21 protein-coding genes and 1 riboswitch are annotated in these 21,119 nt (G+C 75.4%); of the genes, 6 read left to right on the top strand and 15 right to left on the bottom strand.

The genetic code is table 11. From position 1 onward, the window contains the following. Positions 1-22 precede the first annotated feature (22 nt). From ACI79T_RS09100 to ACI79T_RS09085, 4 genes are read right to left on the bottom strand one after another with little or no spacing between them, the layout of a single operon-like run. Positions 23-1,093 carry a DUF3048 domain-containing protein gene (locus tag ACI79T_RS09100; protein ID WP_456609732.1) on the bottom strand — a complete coding sequence of 357 codons (1,071 nt, stop codon included), beginning with the start codon at positions 1,091-1,093 and terminating at the stop codon, positions 23-25. A 56-nt stretch (positions 1,094-1,149) separates the two neighbouring features. Next, positions 1,150-1,581 (bottom strand): hypothetical protein, encoded by a 432-nt coding sequence (locus ACI79T_RS09095; protein ID WP_456609731.1) that lies wholly within the window; start codon positions 1,579-1,581, stop codon positions 1,150-1,152. A gap of 50 nt (positions 1,582-1,631) precedes the next feature. Next, positions 1,632-3,881 (bottom strand): SpoIIE family protein phosphatase, encoded by a 2,250-nt coding sequence (locus ACI79T_RS09090; RefSeq protein WP_456609730.1) that lies wholly within the window; start codon positions 3,879-3,881, stop codon positions 1,632-1,634. A 10-nt stretch (positions 3,882-3,891) separates the two neighbouring features. Continuing rightward, complete coding sequence (locus tag ACI79T_RS09085) at positions 3,892-4,242, bottom strand: STAS domain-containing protein (protein ID WP_456609729.1); 351 nt, start codon at positions 4,240-4,242, stop codon at positions 3,892-3,894. 83 nt (positions 4,243-4,325) lie between these two features. Between ACI79T_RS09085 and ACI79T_RS09080 the strand changes: the two genes are divergently transcribed. After that, positions 4,326-4,757, top strand: coding sequence for an ATP-binding protein (locus tag ACI79T_RS09080; RefSeq protein WP_456609728.1), 432 nt, complete (start codon positions 4,326-4,328; stop codon positions 4,755-4,757). A 4-nt stretch (positions 4,758-4,761) separates the two neighbouring features. On the opposite strand, the gene ACI79T_RS09075 is transcribed toward ACI79T_RS09080, so the two are convergent. Continuing rightward, positions 4,762-5,301: a hypothetical protein gene (locus ACI79T_RS09075; RefSeq protein ID WP_456609727.1), complete on the bottom strand. Its 540-nt coding sequence runs from the start codon at positions 5,299-5,301 to the stop codon at positions 4,762-4,764. Positions 5,302-5,425: 124 nt separating this feature from the next. Here ACI79T_RS09075 and ilvA point away from each other — a divergent pair, with 124 nt between their 5' ends. Continuing rightward, positions 5,426-6,712 (top strand): threonine ammonia-lyase IlvA, encoded by a 1,287-nt coding sequence (gene ilvA / locus ACI79T_RS09070; protein WP_456609726.1) that lies wholly within the window; start codon positions 5,426-5,428, stop codon positions 6,710-6,712. Positions 6,713-6,853: 141 nt separating this feature from the next. Here ilvA and ACI79T_RS09065 read toward each other — a convergent pair whose 3' ends face one another. Then, positions 6,854-7,504, bottom strand: a complete 651-nt coding sequence (locus tag ACI79T_RS09065) for a response regulator (RefSeq protein WP_456609725.1) — start codon at positions 7,502-7,504, stop codon at positions 6,854-6,856. Next, positions 7,501-8,781: a sensor domain-containing protein gene (locus tag ACI79T_RS09060; RefSeq protein ID WP_456609724.1), complete on the bottom strand. Its 1,281-nt coding sequence runs from the start codon at positions 8,779-8,781 to the stop codon at positions 7,501-7,503. Before ACI79T_RS09060 ends, ACI79T_RS09065 begins: the two co-directional genes overlap by 4 nt. 185 nt (positions 8,782-8,966) lie before the next feature. Between ACI79T_RS09060 and ACI79T_RS09055 the strand changes: the two genes are divergently transcribed. Continuing rightward, positions 8,967-9,905 (top strand): ABC transporter ATP-binding protein, encoded by a 939-nt coding sequence (locus tag ACI79T_RS09055; protein ID WP_456609723.1) that lies wholly within the window; start codon positions 8,967-8,969, stop codon positions 9,903-9,905. Then, entirely contained in the window at positions 9,902-10,693 is a 792-nt protein-coding gene (locus ACI79T_RS09050) for a hypothetical protein (protein WP_456609722.1), read from the top strand. The genes ACI79T_RS09055 and ACI79T_RS09050 overlap by 4 nt, the downstream gene beginning before the upstream one ends. 46 nt (positions 10,694-10,739) lie before the next feature. Here ACI79T_RS09050 and ACI79T_RS09045 read toward each other — a convergent pair whose 3' ends face one another. The 5 genes from ACI79T_RS09045 to ACI79T_RS09025 all read right to left on the bottom strand — a co-directional run bounded on the left by ACI79T_RS09045 (position 10,740) and on the right by ACI79T_RS09025 (position 16,200). Continuing rightward, positions 10,740-11,696, bottom strand: a complete 957-nt coding sequence (locus tag ACI79T_RS09045) for a D-2-hydroxyacid dehydrogenase family protein (protein WP_456609721.1) — start codon at positions 11,694-11,696, stop codon at positions 10,740-10,742. Positions 11,697-11,749: 53 nt separating this feature from the next. Further along, the gene (locus ACI79T_RS09040; RefSeq protein ID WP_456585966.1) at positions 11,750-11,896 is read right to left on the bottom strand and encodes a hypothetical protein; all 147 of its coding nucleotides are present in this window, start codon (positions 11,894-11,896) and stop codon (positions 11,750-11,752) included. A 63-nt stretch (positions 11,897-11,959) separates the two neighbouring features. Further along, positions 11,960-12,598, bottom strand: coding sequence for a hypothetical protein (locus ACI79T_RS09035; RefSeq protein ID WP_456609720.1), 639 nt, complete (start codon positions 12,596-12,598; stop codon positions 11,960-11,962). Positions 12,599-12,719: 121 nt separating this feature from the next. Further along, on the bottom strand, positions 12,720-12,881 hold the full coding sequence (locus ACI79T_RS09030; protein ID WP_456609719.1) for a hypothetical protein: 162 nt from the start codon (positions 12,879-12,881) through the stop codon (positions 12,720-12,722). Between the two features lie 109 nt (positions 12,882-12,990). Further along, a complete protein-coding gene (locus tag ACI79T_RS09025; RefSeq protein WP_456609718.1) occupies positions 12,991-16,200 on the bottom strand; it encodes a carboxyl transferase domain-containing protein in 3,210 nt (1,069 codons plus the stop codon). A 340-nt stretch (positions 16,201-16,540) separates the two neighbouring features. Beyond that, positions 16,541-16,699: riboswitch (cyclic di-AMP (ydaO/yuaA leader) on the top strand. A gap of 15 nt (positions 16,700-16,714) precedes the next feature. Between ACI79T_RS09025 and ACI79T_RS09020 the strand changes: the two genes are divergently transcribed. Continuing rightward, a complete protein-coding gene (locus tag ACI79T_RS09020) occupies positions 16,715-17,242 on the top strand; it encodes a C40 family peptidase (protein WP_456609717.1) in 528 nt (175 codons plus the stop codon). Between the two features lie 55 nt (positions 17,243-17,297). On the opposite strand, the gene ACI79T_RS09015 is transcribed toward ACI79T_RS09020, so the two are convergent. Continuing rightward, the gene (locus ACI79T_RS09015) at positions 17,298-17,780 is read right to left on the bottom strand and encodes a hemerythrin domain-containing protein (RefSeq protein WP_456609716.1); all 483 of its coding nucleotides are present in this window, start codon (positions 17,778-17,780) and stop codon (positions 17,298-17,300) included. Beyond that, the gene (locus ACI79T_RS09010; protein WP_456609715.1) at positions 17,777-18,715 is read right to left on the bottom strand and encodes a Rieske 2Fe-2S domain-containing protein; all 939 of its coding nucleotides are present in this window, start codon (positions 18,713-18,715) and stop codon (positions 17,777-17,779) included. Before ACI79T_RS09010 ends, ACI79T_RS09015 begins: the two co-directional genes overlap by 4 nt. Before the next feature lie 110 nt (positions 18,716-18,825). On the opposite strand from ACI79T_RS09010, the gene ACI79T_RS09005 reads away from it, so the two are divergent. Beyond that, entirely contained in the window at positions 18,826-19,728 is a 903-nt protein-coding gene (locus tag ACI79T_RS09005; RefSeq protein WP_456609714.1) for an SMP-30/gluconolactonase/LRE family protein, read from the top strand. A gap of 74 nt (positions 19,729-19,802) precedes the next feature. Here ACI79T_RS09005 and ACI79T_RS09000 read toward each other — a convergent pair whose 3' ends face one another. Then, on the bottom strand, positions 19,803-20,795 hold the full coding sequence (locus tag ACI79T_RS09000; RefSeq protein WP_456609713.1) for a ScyD/ScyE family protein: 993 nt from the start codon (positions 20,793-20,795) through the stop codon (positions 19,803-19,805). Between the last annotated feature and the right edge of the window lie 324 nt (positions 20,796-21,119).

The raw sequence follows: 21,119 nt of genomic DNA, 5'->3' as shown, positions 1-21,119 counted from the left end.
CGTGGCCTGACCACGTCCGTACTCAGCCGACGGTGACCGACCCGTTCCGGTTGGGCACCAGCTCGACCCAGGTCGTGCCGGGCGCGAGGGTGACCGGGCTGCCGTCGCCGGCGGTGAGGGCGACCGGCGCGCCGATTGCCGGCTTGGCCCACGTGGCGGCCAGCGTCTTCCCGCCGGTGGCCACCAGGGCCTCTCCCCCGCCGACCATCACCGTCTCGGGCACCGGGTTGCCGGCCGGGTCCAGCGCGCTGGTGTTCACGACATCGACCCGCAGGACGACGACGTTGGTGGCGCGCACCGGCGTGCCGTCGGCCTCGACCGCGGGCATGCCTGCCTCGGCGCGGACCCAGTGGCCGTCGGGCGGGCTCCACGTCCAGCGCGGGTGGCTGATGCCCGAGAGCGTCAGGTCCACGAACCCTGCGGGGGCGCCGGCGACCACGGCGGCGGCCTGCTCGGGCGCGGCGGCCATGGCGAACTGGGCGGGCGGGGGCGCCGCGTGCGCGGCGTCGGCCTGCGCCAGGAGGGCGTGCGGGTCGGCGTAGACGTCGTGCGGCGCCCGGCGGGTGCTCAGCCGGTGGAAGCCGCCGGCGCCGGCGTCGCGGCTGATCACCTGCATGCCGGCCCCGGCCACGGCGTCGACGTACGCCCGCTGCCCGCCGGAGAAGGCGAAGAGCCCGCCCAGCGGCGCGGCGATCGCCGCATCCATGGGCCGGACCGAGCGCACCGGCCCGATCTCGCCCGGCACCGTGGAGTGGTAGACGGCGACGTAGCGGGTGATGCCGCCTTCGACGACCTGCTCCCACACCATGTCGGCGGCGTTGAGACCGGTCTGCGGCCGGGCGGTGACCGAGTTCTCGATCTTCACGGCCAGGGCCGGGTGACCGATGCCGGCGCCGGCGCTGTCCACTCCGGTCAGCGGCCACAGCACCGGCGGGGGCGGCGGCGGCGGCGGCGGAGTGGTCGTCGTCGATGGGGCGGCGGCCGGGGTCGGCGCCGCGCCGGTGCCGCAGGCGGCCAGCGCGGTGGCGACGAGCAGGGCGGCGCCGAGACGGCGGACACGGCGGCCGGCGGCCCGTCGGGCGTTGGGGGTCACGTGCACGCTCCCGGGTCGGGTCCGCTGCGGGTCCCGGGCGGGGCCGCCCGCCGACGCTAGGGCGACACGGAGCCGGGACCGGGCCGCCGCTCCGATCCCCTGGCGCTTCGTGCCGCGCCTGTTACCCGGCTCCGGCCGGCGGCGGCGAGCCACCCGCAGCCGAACAGCGCAGTCGTCCCGGCGACGAGCGTGGGCACCCAGGGCGGCTCCTGCCGGACGACGTGCCCGGTGTCCGGGTCGGTCCAGGTGCAGACCACGCCGATCGGCCCCGCGGACGCGGTGACCGCCACCCGCCACGACTCGTAGGGCGGGTGGTACGGCGCGCCGCGTGACGTGCAGGCCTCGTGGCGGCCGTCGCCGAGCGCCGGCGCCCAGGCGGCGGCGTACGTGCCCACGGCGATCAGCGCGCCCAGCAGGAGCAGTGCGGCTCCCGGCAGGAAACCGGGCCGGACCATCCGTGACCGGCGTCCCGCCGTCCCCGTCCGCATCTCCGCAGGATGTCGTGATGTCCCTGGTGCGCGGGAGGAACACGCCGCGCTCAGGTGCGGGCGACCCCGAGCAGCGTCACGTCGTCGGTGCTCGGCGGGTCCAGCGCACCGAGGACGGCGTCGATCAGGGCGTGCGGTGCCACCGGCCCGGCGGCGACGGCGTCCCGCAGCTCGGCCAGCCCGGCGGTCAGGCCGCCGGCGCCGCGCTCGACCAGCCCGTCGCTGAACAGCAACAGCCGGTCGTCGCCGGCGAGGGTCAGCCGGGTCTCGCGGTAGCCGGCGACGCCCAGCAGCCCCAGCGCCGGCCCGCGTCCCTCCTGCAGGTAGCTCGCGTCCCCGGCCGAGGCGTGCAGCACCGGCGGGTGGCCGGCGTTGGCGACGACCACCTCGCCGGTCGCCGGGTCGAGCTCGGCGACGACGGCGGTCGCCAGCTCACCGGGCAGCAACGCCGCGATGACCTGGTTCAGCCCGTCCAGCGCGGCACCCGGCCCGGGCGCGCGGAGCAGGTGGGCGCGCAGCGCGTGCCGGAGCTGGGCGGTGATCGCCGCGGCGGCCAGGCCGTGGCCGGCGACGTCGCCCAGCACGATCGAGACCCGCCCGCCCGGCAGCGGGACCAGGTCGTACCAGTCCCCACCGACGACGTCGTGCTCGCTGGGCAGGTAGCGGGCGGCGAGCTCCACGCCGGGCACCTCGGGCAGCTGCTCGAGCAGCAGGGTGCGCTGCAGCGCGGTGGCCAGCCGGTTGTCCTCCGCCGCCCGGTTGACCTGCGTCTCGGTGAGCAGGGCGGCCAGGCTGCGCGAGGCAGCCACCTCGTGCGCCCGCCAGGGCCGCGAGGTCCCGCGGACGGTCTCGCTCCAGGCGGCGAAGGACCGCCGGGGGCTCAGCCGCGGGCCGGTCGCGGTCGGCGCCGTCTTCGCGGTGTACGGGTTGCCGCCCCAAGTGATCTCGCGGAGCGTCTCGGGCCGGAACCAGGCGACGAAGTCGCCTCCGCCGCCGACGACCTCCGCGGCGAGCACCCCGCTGGCGGTGGCGGCGAGGTCGGCCGCCGCCGGCACGACCCGGCCGACGGCGTCGGTGACCGGCGTGCCGGCGTCCAGCAGCGCACGGACGAGCGGGACGACCCGCTCGGCCGGCGGGGTGCTGCCGAGCAGGCGCAGCTCGCCGCTCAGCCGGACGGCGGCTCCGGCGGCGGGCAGCAGGTCCAGCGCCGTGGTCCCGCTCTCGGTGAGGGCCGCGGCGAGGGCACGTGGGCTGCTGCCGACGGCGGCGGCGAGCTCGGCCTGCCGCTGGGCGACCTCGACCACCCCGCGCTGCTCACCGGCGGACACCAGCGTGGGCAGCAGCAGCGAGGCGGTGCGGCCGAGGAACTCCGCGGCGATCCGGTCGGAGTAGGAAGGCCGATGGGGGCCGGCGTAGTGGTGGCAGGCGATGAGGCCCCACAGCTTCCCGCGGTCGATCAGCGAGATCGACATCGAGGCGACCACGCCCATGTTCGCCAGGTACTCCAGGTGCACCGGGGAGACGCTGCGCAGCATCGCGCCGGCGAGGTCCAGCGGCCGGCCGGTCGCGGGGGTCACCGCCGGCTCCAGCGGCACGCGCTCGTACCCGGCGTCGGGGATCAGGCGCATCCAGTTGGTGGTGTACAGGGCGCGGGCCTGGGGCGGGATGTCGCCGGCCGGGTATCGGAGACCGAGGAAGGGCTCGAGATCCGCGCGCCGGTCCTCGCCGATCACCTCGCCGTTCCAGTCGGCGTCGAAGCGGTAGACCATCACCCGGTCGAAGCCGGTCAGCGCCCGGACGTCCCGGGCCAGCACGCCGCTCAGCTCGTCGAGCGTGGCGGCGGCCGAGAGCCGCTGGAGCACCGTGGGCAGGCGGCGGTGCCAGGCGGCGCCGGCCTGCTCGGCGCTCGGGACCGGCTCCCACTCGGTGACCAGCAGCCCGTCGGCCCGGTGCAGCACCACGTCGACGTCGGTGCCGCCCACGCGGACGCGCAGCGGGTTGACCTCCGCCAGGTCGCCGCGCAGCCCGGTCCGCAGCCGGGCCGCGTCGTCCCGCGGGAGCAGCTCGTCCAGGCAGGCGCCGGTGATCGGCCGGCCGAAGAGGGCGGCGGCGTTCGCCGACGCGACGACGACGGCCAGGTCGGGCTCGGAGACGGCCAGCAGCACGCCGTGCGGCTGGACCGCGCCCGGGACGGCGATCGGCTCGTCGGCGCAGCGGGCCAGGACCGCCGCATCGACGACGGTCGCAGGGTCGGCGGCCCCGTGATCGGCGGTCGCTGGGTCGGCGGGCCGGCTGGTCATCGGCGCGACGTCAGGTGGCGTCGTGGTCGGCGGCGATGCTCGGGATCTCGCCGGCCGAGTCCACGATCGGCACCACCGAGTCCAGCTGCAGCAGGTCGATCGGCAGCCGGACGGGACAGTTGTTCCGCGGTGCCACGACGTGCAGCAGGGCGCCGGCCGCGGCGGCCCGGCGGGCGATGGTGACGAGCGTGTGGGCGCCCGAGGAGTCCAGGAACACCGTGGGCGTCAGGTCGACGACGATCGCTTCCGGCGAGGAGGACAGCAGCGCCTGGGCGGCGTCGGCGAGCTGCGGCGCCGTGGCGATGTCCAGCTCGCCCCGTACGGTGAGGGCCGGGCGCCCGGCGACCGTCGAACGTTCCACGTCGAAGAGCACCGTTCACCTCCCTCGCTGCGTCGTCCCGGCGTCCGAGGGTAGGCCACCGTGCCGGAGGGGGCGGATGGGCCGTGAACATCGACTTCAGCGTGCGACTGCCCACCGATGCGGACAGCGTGCCGCTGGTCCGCGGGTTGCTCCGCGAGGCGCTCGACCGGCTGGACGTCCCGCAGCAGGTCGTGGAGGAGATCACGCTCGCGCTGACCGAGGCCTGCGCGAACGTCGTCGACCACGCCGCCGGTCACGCCGCCTACCAGGTCGACGTCGCGATCGACGACGAGCTGTGCCGGATCAGCGTGCTCGACGACGGCCCCGGCTTCGACGTCGACGCCGCCACCGTGCCGGAGGTCTTCCCGCTGGACGACCGGGGGCGCGGGCTGGTGCTCATGCAGGCCCTGGTCGACCGGCTGCAGTTCGTGCAGGACGACGACGGCCGGCACCGGGTGACCTTCGAGAAGCGGCTGGCCACCCAGCCGCATCTGCGGCTGCTCGACCCGAACTGACCGGTCAGCCGCGCACCGGGATCGCGTGCGGTGCCACCAGCTCGGCCAGCGCCTGCCCCCACCGGCGGGCCCGCTCCTCCTCCCCGTCGACGAGCGGGCCGGCGACGTCGGTGACGAGGAAGTGCTCGGCGGGCGCGGCCAGCGTCGCGCCCAGCCGGCGCAGCAGCGTCTCCTCGGTCCGGGCCGCGTGGTCCAGCTTCGTCACCAGCGCCGGATGGTCCATCCGGGTGTCGAAGGCGGCCGCGTCGATGCCGCGCGGCAGCTTCACCGAGTCCAGCCACTCGTGCAGACCGAACGCCGGATCCGGGACGACGGCGAGGTGCCGCCGGGCCGCGTCCCCGCGGGTGGCCGGCCGCGGCATGCCGAAGGCGTGCGTCGGCCCGCCCACCACCAGCAGCCGCACGTCGGCCGGCACCTGGGTGGGCGCCTCCCGCGCGCATGCGACGTCGACCGGCATCCGGGTGCACAGCCCGTGCGCCACCGCCATCGCGATCCGCTTCGCGTCACCGAACACCGACTCGTAGACGACCAGGGCTCCGGCCATGGACCGTTCACCGCCTCGCGCGCTGCTTCCGGGCCGACGACGGTAGGCCCGGATCGGCCGACGTGGGGCAGATCACGGCGCGATCGATGACCTGCTGCGCGCCCGGCCGGCCACGTCGTCGACGATGGGCCTCGTGAGCACCACTCCCGGCGACGACGCGCTGACCGACGACTTCACCGCCCAGGTGCGCGACGCCGTCCGCCGGCTCGACGGCGTGGCCGAGCGGACGCCGCTGCAGCGCAACGCCCGGCTGTCCGGGCTGACCGGCGCGGACGTGTGGCTCAAGCGCGAGGACCTCCAGGTCGGCCGCTCCTACAAGATCCGCGGCGCGTACACGACGATCAGCCGGCTGGACACCGCCGCGCGGTCCGCCGGGGTGGTCTGCGCCAGCGCCGGCAACCACGGCCAGGGCGTCGCCTACGCCTGCCGGGCGCTTCAGGTGCACGGCCGGGTGTTCGTGCCGGGCACCACCCCGCGGCAGAAGCGGGAACGGATCGCGGTGCTCGGTGGCGACATGGTGGAGCTCGTCGTCGTCGGCGACTCCTACGACGAGGCGGCGGCCGCGGCCGCGGAGTCCGCCCGGTCGACCGGCGCGACGCTGGTGCCGGCCTTCGACGCGCCGTCGACGGTGGCCGGACAGGCGACGGTCGCGGTGGAGATCCTCGAGCAGCTCGGCTGCGCGCCCGACGTCGTCGTCCTGCCGGTGGGCGGCGGCGGACTGCTCGCCGGCGCCGGTACCTGGCTGCGACTGCACTCCCCCACCACCCGGCTGGTCGGCGCTGAGCCGGCCGGCGCGGCGAACATGGCGGCCGCGCTGGCGGCCGGCGAGCCGGTGGAGCTGGCCGAGATCGACACGTTCGTCGACGGCGCGGCGGTGCGCCGGGCGGGCGCGGTCACCTATCCCCTGGTGCGCGACTCCGGCGCGGAGCTGGTCGCCGTGCCCGAGGGGCAGATCTGCACCGAGATGCTCGACCTCTACCAGGCCGACGGGATCATCGCCGAGCCCGCGGGCGCGCTGGCGACGGCGGCGCTCAGCGGCGGGCTGGCGACCGTGCGGCCCGGGGAGACGGTGGTCTGCCTGCTGTCCGGCGGCAACAACGACGTCAGCCGGTACGCCGAGGTGGTCGAGCGCTCGCTGGTGCACCGCGGGCTCAAGCACTATTTCCTGGTCGAGTTCCCGCAGGAGCCCGGTGCGCTACGCCGCTTCCTGGACGAGGTGCTCGGCCCCGACGACGACATCGTGCTGTTCGAGTACGTCAAGCGGGACAACCGCGAGACCGGCGCCGCGCTGACCGGCATCGAGCTGGGCCGCGCCGACGGGCTGCCCGAGCTGATGGCCCGGATCGAGGCCAGCCCGCTGCGCATCCAGCTGGTCGCCCCCGGCTCGACGGCCTACCGCTTCCTGGTCTGAGGCCACCTGAGACCGACAGCTCGGGGCCGCTCCGGCGTCATCGGGTCGGCAACGGGCATGTCCGGCCGCCCCACGGAGGGTTGAGCCGCGTGCCGCCGCGGCTCAAGCCTCACCGGCCCGGCTCGACCCGCGCGAGCCCGCTCAGGCGGTCATGAAGCCGCTCTCGTAGGCGGCGATGACCGCCTGGGTGCGGTCCCGGGCTCTCAGCTTGAGCAGCACGCTGCTGACGTGGGTCTTCACCGTCTCGCGGCTGAGGAACAGCTCGGTGGCGATCTCGGCGTTGGACAGCCCGCCGGCCACCAGCCGCAGCACGTCGGCCTCGCGGCCGGTCAGCTCGGGCAGCGCGGCGCTGCCCCGGGCGCGCGAGGGCGCGTGCGCGGCGATCAGCCGGCGGGTGAGGTCGGGCAGCACCAGCGAGCTGCCGCGGGCGACCACCCGGATGGCGTCGACGAGCTCGTCGGGGTCGGCCCGCTTCAGCGCGAAGCCGCTGGCGCCGGCCTGCAGCGAGCGGTACAGGTAGTCGTCGTCCTCGAAGGTGGTCAGCACCAGCACCCGCGGCCGCTGCGGATCACGGGCGACCAGCTCCCCGGTGGCCGCGATGCCGTCCATGTCGGGCATCCGCACGTCCATGAGCACGACGTCGGGATCGGTCCGGGCGGCCACCTCCAGCGCCTGCCGCCCGGTGCCGGCCTCCCCCACCACGGTCAGGTCGGGCTCGCTCTCCAGGATCACCCGCAGCCCGGAGCGGACGAGGACGTCGTCGTCGACGAGCATCAGCCGCAGGACGCTCACGCGGCGCCCGACAACGGCAGGGTGACGCACAGGTCGAAGCCGCCGGACGGCGACGGCTCGGCGGAGAGCGTGCCGCCGGCGGCCGCCGTCCGCTCCCGCAGGCCGGCCAGCCCGCGACCGCCGCCGGGGCCGGGGCGGCTGTCCAGCTGGGATGCCCGCTCGTTGCAGACCCGGACGTCGAGGGTGTCGCCGCTGCGCACCACCTGGGCGACGGTGAGCGGGGTCCCGGCGTGCCGGAGCACGTTCGTCGTCCCCTCCTGGACCACCCGGTAGGCGAGCTCCTGCACCCCCGGCGGCACGTCGTCGACGTCGCCGTCCACGACGAGCGCCACCGGCAGGCCGCCGTCCCGCAGGCCGGCCAGCAGGTCGTCGAGGTCGGCGAGCCCGGGTGCCGCGAACGGGGCGGGGTCACGGCCGCCGTCCTCGTCCCGCAGCACCGTCAGCACCCGGTCGAGCTCGGCGAGCGCGGTGCGGGTGTTGGTCTCGATGTGCCCGAGCGCCTGGCGGGCGAACTCCGGCTGCAGCGGCCGGTCGTCGGCCGGCGTCAGCGTGCGGCGCGCGGCGGTGGCCTGCAGCAGGCTGGCGGTCAGCGCGTGGCCGATCGTGTCGTGCAGGTCGCGGGCCAGCTTGTTCCGGTCGGCCAGCCGCCGGCTGCTCTGCTGCAGCGCGGCGATCCGCTGCTCGGGTGCGGCGCCGAGCAGCCGGGGCGCGACGGAGCCCGCCAGCCGGACCAGCAGGTCGAGCGCCGCCACGGTCACGACGACGACGGCGGCCATGAGCGCCAGCAGCGGCACCGCGGTGAGCGGGTTCCACTCGGCCTGCCAGCCGAGCGCGACGAACGCCGCACTGCCGAAGAGCAGGGTGGCGGACGTGGCGAGGCCCAGCAGCACCCGCGCGCCCAGCCAGCCGAGCGCCCGCCAGGTCCCCGGCGACATCACCAGCCGCCGCACCCGGCGCGGCAGGCCCCGCTGGTCGCGCACCCGCTCGCCGGCGGGGATGTCGATGCCCAGCAGGTCGCCGACGAGGCGCCGCTCGAGGCCGGCGAACCCCCGGGTCAGGGCCAGCACGAGCAGGATGAGCACCACGCCGATGCCGTAGATCACCGCGACGACCGAGCCGATCAGCGCCAGGTACAGCGCCAGGTACAGCAGGCCGAACGGCAGGCTCGCCAGCGCGTAGAGGGCCCGGCCGGGCCAGCCCGGGCGGGCGGCGGCCAGCAGCTCGCGCGCGCGGGCGGCGATCGGGGCGGCGCCGCGTCCGGGGATCGTCGAGGACATGGACCGATCCTGGCCGATGGACCGGCCGGGCGATTCCCCCGTCAGCGCGCTTCCCCCCTCCCCCGCGCGGGGGACCCGGTTCGGCGCTGCCGGGTGATCCGCTGCGACCCCCGGTGCGGACAGGCTCGGCGCATGACCACATCCCTGCCCCGGCGGCCGCGCCGCCGTCCCCCCGGGAGCTCCGCGTGATCGAGGTGCGCGGGCTGACCAAGCGGTACGGCGAGATCCGCGCCGTCGACGACCTCACCTTCGACGTCCAGCCGGGCAAGGTGACCGGCTTCCTCGGTCCGAACGGCGCCGGCAAGTCCACCACGATGCGGATGGTGCTGGGCCTGGACCGGCCCACCTCCGGCAGCGCGCTGGTGGCCGGCCGGCCGTTCGCCGGGCTGGCCGAGCCGCTGCGCGCGGCCGGTGCGCTGCTCGACGCGCAGGCCGTCAACCCCGGGCGCAGCGGCCGCGACCACCTGCGGGTGGCCGCCCGCACGAACGGCATCCCGGTGCGCCGGGTCGACGAGGTGATCGACCAGGTGGGGCTCGGTCCCGCCGCCCGGCGCCGGGTGCGCGGCTACTCGCTCGGCATGCGGCAGCGGCTCGGCATCGCCGGCGCGCTGCTGGGCGACCCCGCCGTCCTGCTGTTCGACGAGCCGATGAACGGCCTGGACCTCGACGGCGTCCGGTGGATCCGTCGCCTCGTGCGCGAGCTGGCCGACGAGGGCCGCACCGTGCTGCTGTCCAGCCACCTGATGAGCGAGATGGAGCAGACCGCCGACCACCTGGTGATCATCGGCCGCGGCCGGCTGATCGCCGACGCCTCGATGGAGGAGATCATGCGGAGCGAAGACGCCTCCCGGCAGGTCCGGGTGCGGACCCCGTCCGCCGACGACCTGGCCGGCGCCCTGCTGCGCCGGAAGCTGCGGGTGCACCCCACCGGCGACGGCGACCTGCTGGTCGAGGGCGCGTCGGCCGAGACCGTCGGCGACGTCGCGCTCGAGCTCGGCGTGGCGGTGCACCGGCTGGCCGAGGAGCACAGCTCGCTGGAGCAGGTGTACCTCGATCTCACCGGGGACAGCGTCCAGTACCGCGTGCAGGGCACGCCCGAGCCGGCCGGGCAGGTGCGGCGGTGAGCGCGTCGGGGCTCGCCGTCCGGACGGCGGAACTGGGTACGGCCACCGTGTTCGCGCGCGCCGCCGCCGCCGAGTGGCTGCGGCTGCGCACCGTGCGGACGACGTGGTGGTGCCTGCTCGCCGCCGCCGTCACCATCGTGGGCATCGGCGCCACCGCCGCCTTCGACGCGACGTCCGGGCCGGCCGGGCCCGACTCCTCCCTGCCGGCGACGGTCGCCGGTGAGCTCGGCGTGCTGCCCGGGCAGTTCGCGCTGCTGGTGCTGGCGCTGCTCGCGGTCACCTCCGAGCACGCGACCGGGGTGATCGGGCCGACGCTGCAGTGGACCCCGCGGCGCGGCGTCCTGCTGGCCGCCCGGGTCACCGTGCCGGTCGTCGTCGCAACGGTCGCCGGGGTGCTCCTGGCCCTGGTCGCGGACATCGCCGCCTGGTTCATCGCGCCGGACCTCACCCTGTCGCTCGCCGACCTGGCCGACAGCCTCGGGCGGATCGCCGCCGTCGTGGCGGCCGGCTCGCTGCTCGCCGTCGGCCTGGGGCTGCTGCTGCGCAGCACCGCCGGGGCGCTGGCGACGGTCTTCCTGCTGCAGCTGGTGCTGCCGTTCCTGCTGCCCGCGTTCGACGTGGAGTGGATGCGCGACCTGGGCCGGGTGCTGCCGGGCTCGGCAGCCATCTGGACGCTGCTCGGCGAGCCGGACATGACGGCGGCCATGGCGACGACGATGCTGGCCGGCTGGTCGGGAGCAGCCCTGGCCGCGGGCGGCTGGTCTCTGCTGCGCCGGGACGCCGGGTAGCCGCAGCAGCCGGCACCGGAGCGCTCCGGTGCCGGCTCCCGCGCGGTCAGGACGGGCTGATCACCCGGATCGGGGCGCCGGAGAGGAACGCGGCGACGTCCTCGACGGCCTCGCCGTAGAACACCTGGTAGGTGCCGCGGGTGACGTAGCCCAGGTGCGGGGTGAGGACGGCGCGGCGCAACTCCCGCAGCGGGTGGTCGCGCGGCAGCGGCTCGCTGTCGTAGACGTCGAGGCCGGCGCCGGCGATGGCGCCGCGGCGCAGCACGTCGATCAGCGCGGCCTCGTCGACGATCGGGCCGCGGCTGGTGTTGACCAGCACGGCGCTGTGCTTCATCAGAGCGAGGTCGTCGGCGCCGACGAGGCCGCGGGTCCGCTTGGAGAGCAGCAGGTGGATCGTGACGACGTCGGCGGTGGCGAACAGCTCGTCCTTCTCCACCCGGCGGGCGCCCACCTCGGCGGCCCGCTCGTCGGTGAGGTTCTGGCTCCAGGCGACGACGTCCATGCCGAAGGCCGCGCCGACGCGGGCGACCTGCGACCCCAGCCGGCCGAGGCCGATGACGCCGAGCGTGCCGCCGGCGAGGTCGCCGCCGATCGTGGTCTGCCAGCCGCCGGCGCGCATGGAGGCGTCCTCCTGCGGCAGGTGCCGCACGGTGGCGAGGATCAGTGCCCAGGTCAGCTCGACGGTGGCGGTGGCCCCGGAACCGGTGCCGCAGACGGTGACCCCGAACTCGGCGGCGGCCTCGACGTCGATCGACTTGTTGCGCATGCCGGTGGTGACGAGCAGCCGCAGGTTCGGCAGCCGCTCGAGCACCTCCCGGCTGAACCGGGTGCGCTCGCGCATGGCGACCACGATGTCGAAGGGCGCCAGCCGGGCGACGAGCTCGTCGGGGTCGGCGACGCTGTCGTGGAACTCCACGACCTCCGCCGGCTCGGGGAGTCGCGACCAGTCGGTGAACTCGGCGGCGGCGGACTGGTAGTCGTCGAGGACCGCGATGCGGGGCATGTGCCCGGTCTACTACAGATCGGTCCCCGGCCGCACGGGCCGGGGACGCGACGTCACGGGCGCTTGGTGCCGCTGCTGTTGCCCTTGTTCGTGAACTTGGAGACGGCGTCCTTGATCTTGCGCTGGTTCTGCGGCTTGCGAGCCTCGTCCATGACCTTCTTGGCCATGCCACCCTTGGCGATCTTGCTCATGATTCCCATGGGTTCTCCAGTGCCCGTTCCCCGGGCAACCATGCGCCGACCCGGCGGGGCGTCACCGGGGCGTCATCCCGCGCGGCGTGCGCCGTCGTCCTCGTCCTCCGCGTCGGACCCGGCCCCGGGGTCGCGGGCCAGCAGGTAGGTGGCCACGCCGAGGACGATCCCGGCGACCGCGGAGAGCGCCACGATCAGCGGCGTGCCGATGTCGCCGAGCACGGCGGTGAGCAGGTCGCGCGAGCGGGAGGTCGGGTCGGCGAGGACCACCCCGACGAAGACGGCGACCAGGATCCCGGCGCCGGCGGCGGCCAGGTGGGCGAGCCGGCCGGAGAACCCCATCCGGTTGCTCACGCTGCGGGCGGCCTTGACGATCCGCCCGGCGCGCAGGATGCGCAGCGCGCCGACGGTGCGGACCAGCCGCAGGATCTGGACGGGCCCGAGCGCGAAGACGACGGCGACGACCACCGCGACGGTGAGGGCGACCAGCCCGAGGTGCCCGCGCAGCCAGGCCCGCTTGTTCTCGGCGACGACCAGCAGGATGACCGTCTCGGCGACGAGCACCAGCCCGCTGACGATGTCGATGACGTGCCCGGCAGTGCCGAGCGTCCCTTCGGCGACGGTCAGGAACATCGCCGGGATCGAGGCCAGCGCCGCGACGAGGACCGGGAGCGCGAGCCGCTCCTGCCAGCGTTCCTCCCGCGTCCTCACCGGTGCCCCCGACCCAGGTGCCCCCGAACCAGGTCGCGCCGGAACGGGAGCGACCCCCGCCCGGGAGGCGGATGCCTCCTGCGCAGGGGTCGCTCCTCGGCTCCGCACGGTGCGGGAGGAGTCAGCGGACGGCGCCGCGGCCCTTGCCTGCGCCGCCGCCACCGCTCTTGTTCTGGAAGTCGGAGATGAACTTCTTGATCTTCGCCTGGTTCTCCGGCTTCTTGGCCTCCTGGAACACCTTCGCCGCCACACCGGACGCGATGAGCTTCCGCATCATTCCCATGTCTGCCTCCTGGTCGTCGGCCGGCCCGGGGGCCGGCTGGCTGATCAGGACCTTCCCTGCCCCGGCACGGCCCCCGCCAACCACCGGGCCGGAAGTCTCGCCCGGACGGTCACCAGGTGTCGACGTGCGGCCGGACGCGACCCGGCGGGCGCGGCGTCGCCGCCACCTCGCGGGTCAGCGTGGTGATCCACCGGCGGGTGTCGGCGGGGTCGACGACGTCGTCGATCTCCCAGTGGGCGGCGACGTTGAGCCCCCGTCCGTTCTCGTAGGCGGCGGCGACCGCGGCGTCGTAGGCGGCGGCCCGCTCGGCGTCGTCCGCGATGGCCGCGAGCTCGCGGCGCATGCCCAGCCGGACCGCCCCCTCCAGCCCCATCGGGCCGAACTCGCTGGTCGGCCAGCCGATCGCGAACCGCGGCACCTTCATGCTGCCGCCGGCCATCGCCTGCGCCCCGAGCCCGTAGGCCTTGCGGACGACGACGGTGCCGATCGGCACCGACAGGTTCGCGCCGATGACGAACAGCCGGGAGAGGTGCCGGACGGTGGCCGTCCGCTCCGACTCGGGACCGACCATGAAGCCCGGGGTGTCGCAGAGGAACACGACCGGCAGGCCGTGGGCGTCGCAGAGCTGGAGGAAGCGGGCGGCCTTGTCGGCGGCGTCGGAGTCGATGGCCCCGCCGAGGTGGGTGGGCACGTTGGCGACGACGCCGAGCGGCGCGCCCTCGACCCGGGCCAGCGCGGTGATCATCCCGGTGCCCCAGCCGTCGCGGAGCTCGAGCACGCTGTTCTCGTCCGCGAGCGCGTGCAGCACCGCGCGCATGTCGTAGACCCGCTTGCGGTTCTCGGGGACGAGGTGGCGCAGCGCGCGCTGGTCGGGGGCGGTCCAGTCGGTCACCGGCCCCTGGAAGTAGGAGAGGTACTGCCGGGCCGCGGCGACGGCGGCGGCGTCGTCGGCGACCCGGACGTCGACCACCCCGTTGGCGTGCTGGACGTCGATGGGGCCGATCTCCTCCGGCGCGACGACGCCGAGCCCGCCGCCCTCGATCATCGCCGGGCCGCCCATGCCGATGTTCGCGTCCTCGGTGGCGATGACGACGTCGCAGGTGCCCAGCAGCGCCGCGTTGCCGGCGAAGCAGCGGCCGCTGGCGATGCCCACGGTCGGCACCAGGCCGGACAGCTTGCCGAAGAGGGTGAAGGCCATGGTGTCGAGCGCGGAGACGTGCGTGGAGTCGACGTCGCCGGGCCGCCCTCCCCCGCCCTCGGCGAAGAGGACGACGGGCAGCCGGCGCTGCTCCGCCAGCTCGAACAGCCGGTCCTTCTTCAGGTGGCCGCGCATGCCCTGGGTGCCGGCGAGCACCGTGTAGTCGTAGGAGACGACCACCGCGGCGCTCCTCTCGCGGCCGACCAGGTCGCCGTTGACGTCGGCCAGCCCGCCGACGACGCCGTCGGCCGGGGTGCGCTCCTGGAGCTCCTCCCGGCTGCGGCGGCGCTCCTGGGCGGCGAAGACCAGCGGCCCGTACTCGAGGAAGCTGCCGGGGTCGACCAGGTCGGCGAGGTTCTCCCGGGCGGTGCGCCGGCCCTGGGCGTGCCGCTTGGCGACGGCGTCGGTGCGGTGCTCGTCCAGGCCGATCTCGTGGCGGCGGCGGACCTCGGCGAGATCGGGCCGATCGGCGTCCAGGTCGAGCTCCGGGCGTAGCCCCTCCTCGCCGGGTGCGGCGTGCGCGACGTCGGCGAGCAGCTGGCCCTGGCGGACGGTCTCGCCGAGCCGCACCGCGACCCGCCGGACGGTGCCCCCGGCCGGCAGCGCGACGACGTGCTCCATCTTCATCGCCTCGAGGACGACCACGGTCCCCCCGGGCTCGACCGTGCCGCCGGGCCGGGCCTCGATGGCGACGACGGTCCCGGGGACCGGAGCGCGCAGCCCCTCCTGCCCGCCGGGTTCCCCGGTCGGCGCGGCGGCCGGCGCGAGGTCGGCGAGGTGGTCGTCGACGAACGTGGTGGTGGCCTCGGCGACCTCGGGGTGCGCGACCAGGGCCCGCAGGAAGGCCGTGTTGGTGGCGACGCCGCGCACCTCGACCTCGCCCAGGGCGCGGCGCAGGTGCGCCAGCGCCTCGGGGAGGCCGCCGTGCCGCGCGTGCACGACCACCTTGGCCAGCAGTGGGTCGTAGCGGGGGCTGACGTCGGTGCCCGCCCGGGCGGCGGTGTCGACGCGCACGCCGGGGCCACCAGGCAGGGTGAGCGAGTTGATGGTCCCGGCGGACGGGACGACGGCGCCGTCGGCGGTGAGCGTCTCGGCGCTGACCCGCGCCTGGACCGCGCACCCGGCGGCGCGGGGCGGGCCGTCGGCGAGCCCGAGGTCGGCGAGGGTCGCGCCGGCCGCGACGCGCAGCTGCAGCCGCACCAGGTCCAGGCCGAGCACCTCCTCGGTGACGGTGTGCTCCACCTGCAGGCGGGGGTTGCACTCGAGGAAGACGAAGCGCGCGGGGTCGCCGGCCGGCACGAGGAACTCGACGGTGGCCAGGCCGCGGAGGCCGACCTGCCGGGCGAGCGCGGCGGCGGCGTCGTGCAGCTGCTTCCGGACCGCGCCCGGCAGGTTCGGCGCCGGCGCGATCTCGACGACCTTCTGCCGGCGGCGCTGCAGCGAGCAGTCGCGGTCGCCGAGGACGACGACGTCCGCGTCCGCGTCGCCGAGCACCTGCACCTCGATGTGCCGGGCGTCCTCGACCAGCTCCTCGGCGAGCAGCGCGTCGGCGCCGAAGGCGACCCGGGCCTCGTCGGCCACCGCGGCGAACGCGGCGGCGACGTCGTCGCCCCGGCGGAGGATGCGGGTGGCCCGCCCTCCCCCGCCGAACCGCGCTTTCAGCATCACCGCGCCGGTGGCATCGAGCAGGTCGACGACCTGGCCGGTCGTGGCGTCGGTGGTGCCCCGCGGGACCGGGACGCCGGCGGCCTCGGCGGCCGAGCGGGCGAGCACCTTGTCCCCGAGCGTCTCCAGGACGGGGGCGCCGGGGCCGACGACGGTCGGCGCACCGCCGTCGTCCCCGCATGCGCGCGGGAGCGCTGGGTCCTCGGAGAGGAAGCCGTAGCCGGGGTGGATCAGGTCGCAGCCGGCGGCGCGTGCGGCCTGCACGATCGCCGCGGCGTCGAGGTGGGCGGCGGGTCCGCTGCCGGGGAGGAAGTGCGTCTCGTCGGCGGCGGCGAGGTGGGGTGCGTCCGGCTCGTCGGAGGCCGTGACGGCGACCGACGTCAGCCCCTCGGCGGCCGCCGCGCGGGCGATGCGGACGGCGATCTCGCCGCGGTTGGCGATCAGCAGGCGGGCCACCCGGCGATGCTCGCACGCGCTCCGACGAGCTGTGGCGACGGTCACCGGGGCGGTCGCGAGCGGATCGGAGCGCACGCGATCGTGGACGGAGAGTCGAGGCATGCCGCGCGTCAGGAAGTAAGTGCGCGGTCGCGCTCCGTGCCGGCGGACGGAACCGGCCGGGATCGTGCGACGGGATCGGCCGTGGTCCGCTCGCGAGTCGCGTTCCCGACGGGGCGCCGTCGTCCTCCCGATCCGGCCCCGCCAGGCCCGTCCGGCCGCTTTGTGACCTTTCCGTGACATGCCTAGCGTCGTCGCCGGTCCGCCCGGGGCCGCGTCGTCACCACCACCGGTGACACCCGTGCGGACACCGCCGAACCAGGCGTCGGATCGCTCCGCCGCCCGGACCGGGGACCCACCGCAGCACTGGGGTGAAGCGTGACCGGCATGCCCGGGAGCGCCGGGCGAGTTCCCCGCCCGAACCCGTCAGCTAACCCGGTAGGCGGTTGTCGGAGAACAGGAGAAACCGTCGTCCATGACGACCACTCGCACGACCTCGGTCACCCGTCGCTCCCTCCGCGGGGCGGCGCTCGCGCTCGTCACCGGAGCGGGCATCGCCCTCTCCCCGCTCCCCGCCGTTGCTGATGTCGGCGGCGGTGGCACCTCCGGCGGCACCGTCACCGTGACGGTCGCCCCGGTCGTCGCACCGACGCACGCCGCCCAGGTGGCGGTCGACACCGCCCTCGCCCAGCAGGGCAAGCCCTACGTCTGGGGCGGCACCGGCCCCGGCGGCTACGACTGCTCGGGCCTCACCTGGTCGGCCTACCAGGCCGCGGGCCTGGAGATCCCCCGGACCTCGCGGGCGCAGTCGACGGCCGGGGTCTACGTGGACCGGGCCAACCTGCAGCCCGGCGACCTGATCTTCTTCTACGACCCGGTCGGCCACGTCGGCATGTACATCGGGGACGGGCTGATGGTGCACTCCTCGACCTACGGCCAGCCGGTGGCGGTCGTCCCGGTCGACTCGATGTGGGGCTACAACACCGCGCGCCGCATCGTCTGATCACTCCTGCGACGGTTCCCCCGGGTGTGCGCGCACGCCCGGGGGGACCGCGCGACTACACAGAGCGGAGGGTCGCCCGCTTCAGCCGGATGATCAGCCGCATCCCGCCGGACTCGGCCAACTCCTGCTGCCGCGCACGCAGCTGCTCCCCGAGCTGCTCGAGGCGCTCCTCCCCCAGCGCGTGCGACTGGGGGAACATCCGCTGCTCCTCCTCCATCGTGTGGTGGCGCACCGTGTTCTCCAGCATGCGCACCTCGGTGGTGAACTCCGGGTCGGTGACGTCCATGCGCATGACGGTCGCGACCTGGTCGTCGATCTGCCGGTGCTCGGCGTGCGCCAGGGCCAGCAGCGGGGAGACGTCGGGCACGGCCGGGTAGAACAGCTCGTCCTCGATCTGGGCGTGGATCTCGATCTCCCGGAGGAAGCGGTCGCGGAGCTCCTCCCGCCGGCCGGTCTCCGCCGCGGACGTCTCCGCCAGCTCGCGGAGCAGCCCGCGCAGCACGTCGTGGTGGGCGATCAGGACCTCGTCGGCCTTCATCGGGATGCCTCCTCGGCGGTGGTGATCGCGGTGGGGCTGCGCCAGCGGGCCCGCCGCCGCACCGCCACCGCGCCGTCGGTGATGCGGGTGTCGTAGCAGGGCAGCGGAGCCGTGGAGGGGCCCTGCGCCGGCTCGCCGGTGTCGAGGTCGAAGCGCGAGCCGTGCCACGGGCAGACCAGCTCGTCCCGGTGCAGCCAGCCCTCCGCCAGGGGGCCACCCAGGTGCGGGCACCGCCCGCCGACCGCGCGGACCGCGCCGCCGGTGCGGATCAGCGCCACCGGCACGCCGTCGATGTCGACGCCGACCGGCTCGCCGTCAGGCAGGTCGGCCAGCCGGGCGACCTCGGTGAAGGTCCGGGGCGAGCGGCCGGCCGCGGAGTGGTCGACGCCGAGCCGGTGCCGGTAGGACAGCACGCCGCCGAGGTAGCCGCCGGCGACGACGACGGCGAGACCGGCGGCGGCGGTCACCCGGGCCCGCACCGCGCGGCCCCGTCCCCGGTCGGCGAACGACCACGCGTAGAGCGCCAGCGCGGTGCTGTTGAGGGCGGCGTGCACGAGGCCGACCCGGCGGGCCTCGTCGTGGGCGTGCTGCCAGTCGGTCATCCCGCTCGCGGCGGCGCCCACCGCACCCGCGATGCCGAACCCGACGACGGTGCGCGCCGCCGCACCGGTACCCGGGCCGCCGCGGCCGGTCGCGTCGAGGCCGTCGAGCAGGGCCGCCGCGCTCCAGGACCCGATCGGCACGGTGACGAGGAAGGGGTGCAGGGGGTGGCCGAGCCAGACGCCGTGCAGCAGGTCCTGCAGTGGGCGGGCGTACCGGCCGGCCAGCAGGAAGGTCAGCGAGATCCCGTGCTCGACCTGGTAGCTGGGCGCATCGAGCAGCTGCCACCGCTCTGCGCGGTTCACCGCCCGCTCGAGCAGTTCGCGGATGCTCACCGGTGCGCGCCTGAGGTTGCCATGCCCGAAGCCCTGCCCACCCCGGGACGGGGGAAAACAGGAGGTGGCGGGCTCGTGCCCGGGGCCGGGTGGTCGTAGCGTCCGACGGCATGGCGGATCGAGAGTTCCGGACGGTGCTGGAGGGCGGCTCCTACTTCGAGGGACCGCGGTGGCGCGACGGGCACTGGTGGGTGTCGGACTTCTACCGGCACACCGTGAGCCGGGTGGCGGCCGAGGGCGGCCCGGAGACCGTCGTCCTCGGGGTGGAGAACCAGCCGTCGGGGCTGGGCTGGCTGCCCGACGGCTCGCTGCTCGTGGTGTCGATGAAGGACCACCGGCTGCTGCGGGTCACCGACGGCGAGGTGGCCACGCACGCCGACCTCTCCGACGTCTGCACCGGCCTGCTCAACGACATGGTGGTCGACGCGTCCGGCCGGGCGTTCGTGGGCGACTTCGGCTTCGACCTGATGGGCGGCGGGGCGCCGGCCCCGGCGTCGCTCAAGCGGGTCGACCCGGACGGCACGGTCACCGTGGTCGCCGAAGGGCTGCGCTTCCCCAACGGCTCGGTGATCACCCCGGACGGCGCGACGCTGATCGTCGGCGAGACGTGGGGCAACCGCTTCTCCGCCTTCGCCATCGGCGCGGACGGCTCGCTGGGCGAGCGGCGGGTGTGGGCGTCGCTCGGCGCGGAGCCGGTGGGCGACTCGGTCGAGGAGCTGATGGGGCAGGTCGTCGTCGCGCCGGACGGCTGCACGATGGACGCCGACGGGCACGTCTGGGTCGCCGACGGGTTCGGCTCGCGGGTGCTGCGGATCGCGCCCGGCGGGACGATCGTCGGGGAGATCGCCGCGCCCGACGGGATGGGCGTCTTCGCCTGCGCGCTCGGTGGCGAGGACGGCCGCACGCTGCTGATGTGCTGCGCGCCGGACTTCTACGAGCACACGCGAGCGCCGGTGCGCGAGGCGGTGCTGGTGTCGACGCAGGTTGCCGTCCCGCACGCCGGCCTGCCCTGACCGCACGCGGGAACGGCGATGGCGGCCGGGAGGCGCGAGCCTCCCGACCGCCATCACCGTCTGCGGTGCAGGGATCAGGGAGCGGCCGTCATGAAGGCGCTGGGCGCGATCCGCTGGATCTCACCGGCCGAGGGCATGCCCAGGAACGCGGCGATGCTCCACGCCGAGGCGTACAGGTCGCCGCCCTCGATCTCCAGGCCGGTCGGCATGGTCACGTCCGCGGTGGCACGCGAGCCGTCCCGGGCGATCCGGGTGAGCTCACCGACCGTGGACGGGTCGAAGTCCGCCGGCGGCGGGCCCTCGCCCATCGGCGCCCCCTCGAGCACGTTGGACACGTAGACCGTGCCCTTGTGGTCGACGGCGACCCCGGTGACGCTGGTCAGGTCCTCGATGACGCCGACCTGCTCGCCACGCTGGTCCAGCACGTAGACCCGCCCGGCCCCGGGCACCTCGGCGCCGAGGGTGCCGACGTAGATCTTCCCGTCCGGCCCCTCGGTGATCTCCGTGGGCACCGGGTCGCACCCGACGGTGCCCGGGTTGTTGAACGCCTCCGCGCACCCCTCGACGTCGGTGACGACCGGCGGGACGAAGAAGGTGCTGATCTCACCGGTGTAGCGGTCGATGGAGAGCACGGCGTTCGCACCGGCGTCGGAGACCAGGATCCGGTGCGGCTGGGCGAGCACCGAGAACGGGTTGGACAGCGTCTCGAACGGCTCCCCGTCGACGAACTGCTCCTGGCCGTCCGGGTTGTTGTCGAGCTCGTACTGCAGCAGGTCCCAGGTTCGCAGGATCTCGCCACCCGGCGTCGCCTCGACCACCTGCTGGGCGGGCAGGCCCTCGCCCTCCTCTGGCGGACCGGCGAACTCGCCGACCGCGACGTAGATGAGGCCGCGCACGTAGTCCACGCCCTGGGCGTTGCCCAGGCCGGACAGGATCGTCTGCGACCTCCCCCCGCGCGGGTCGATCCAGGTGACCTCGCCGGTGTCGGACTCGGCGACGATCAGCCGGCGCCCCTTGTACTCGCTCAGCTGGCGCGGCCCGTCCAGCCCGCCGACGACGGTGGTCACGGGCTCACCGTGCCCGTGCTTCCGCCCGTCGTCCGCACCCGCCGCCGTCGGTGACACGACGACGAGCGCCATGGCCGCAGCTGCACCCGCCGCCGCCCTGAAGTACCGCATCCCTGCTCTCCCTCGATCGACTCCCCCGTGGGACGCGGGGGAACCTGCCAGGAAGTGGTGCGCCGGAGGGCGTCGCCGGATCTCGCCGGGGTCACGTCCGTGCGTGCCGTGACCGATCGCGATGCATCCGGGGTGGTGGGTAACCGGTTCCCGGAACCACGACCCCCCAGCTGGGGGGTGCGCTCCCCGGAGATGGGGGGGTGCGCTCCCGGG

The sequence above is a fragment of the Blastococcus sp. SYSU DS0619 genome, assembly GCF_054051035.1.
Note: the sequence above shows the minus strand (reverse complement) of the source record. Positions and strands in the feature narration are given on the sequence as shown.

What these genes read in the sequence shown, in the direction of transcription:
- ACI79T_RS09090 (WP_456609730.1), bottom strand. Translation starts at nt 3,881, where the DNA reads ATGACCAGCCGGCCCGCCGACCCAGCGACCGCCGATCACGGGGCCGCC.
- ACI79T_RS09020 (WP_456609717.1), top strand. Translation starts at nt 16,715, where the DNA reads ATGACGACCACTCGCACGACCTCGGTCACCCGTCGCTCCCTCCGCGGG.
- ACI79T_RS09015 (WP_456609716.1), bottom strand. Translation starts at nt 17,780, where the DNA reads ATGAAGGCCGACGAGGTCCTGATCGCCCACCACGACGTGCTGCGCGGG.
- ACI79T_RS09040 (WP_456585966.1), bottom strand. Translation starts at nt 11,896, where the DNA reads ATGGGAATCATGAGCAAGATCGCCAAGGGTGGCATGGCCAAGAAGGTC.
- ACI79T_RS09075 (WP_456609727.1), bottom strand. Translation starts at nt 5,301, where the DNA reads ATGGCCGGAGCCCTGGTCGTCTACGAGTCGGTGTTCGGTGACGCGAAG.
- ACI79T_RS09030 (WP_456609719.1), bottom strand. Translation starts at nt 12,881, where the DNA reads ATGGGAATGATGCGGAAGCTCATCGCGTCCGGTGTGGCGGCGAAGGTG.
- ACI79T_RS09005 (WP_456609714.1), top strand. Translation starts at nt 18,826, where the DNA reads ATGGCGGATCGAGAGTTCCGGACGGTGCTGGAGGGCGGCTCCTACTTC.
- ACI79T_RS09095 (WP_456609731.1), bottom strand. Translation starts at nt 1,581, where the DNA reads ATGCGGACGGGGACGGCGGGACGCCGGTCACGGATGGTCCGGCCCGGT.
- ACI79T_RS09045 (WP_456609721.1), bottom strand. Translation starts at nt 11,696, where the DNA reads ATGCCCCGCATCGCGGTCCTCGACGACTACCAGTCCGCCGCCGCCGAG.
- ACI79T_RS09060 (WP_456609724.1), bottom strand. Translation starts at nt 8,781, where the DNA reads ATGTCCTCGACGATCCCCGGACGCGGCGCCGCCCCGATCGCCGCCCGC.
- ilvA (WP_456609726.1), top strand. Translation starts at nt 5,426, where the DNA reads ATGGGCCTCGTGAGCACCACTCCCGGCGACGACGCGCTGACCGACGAC.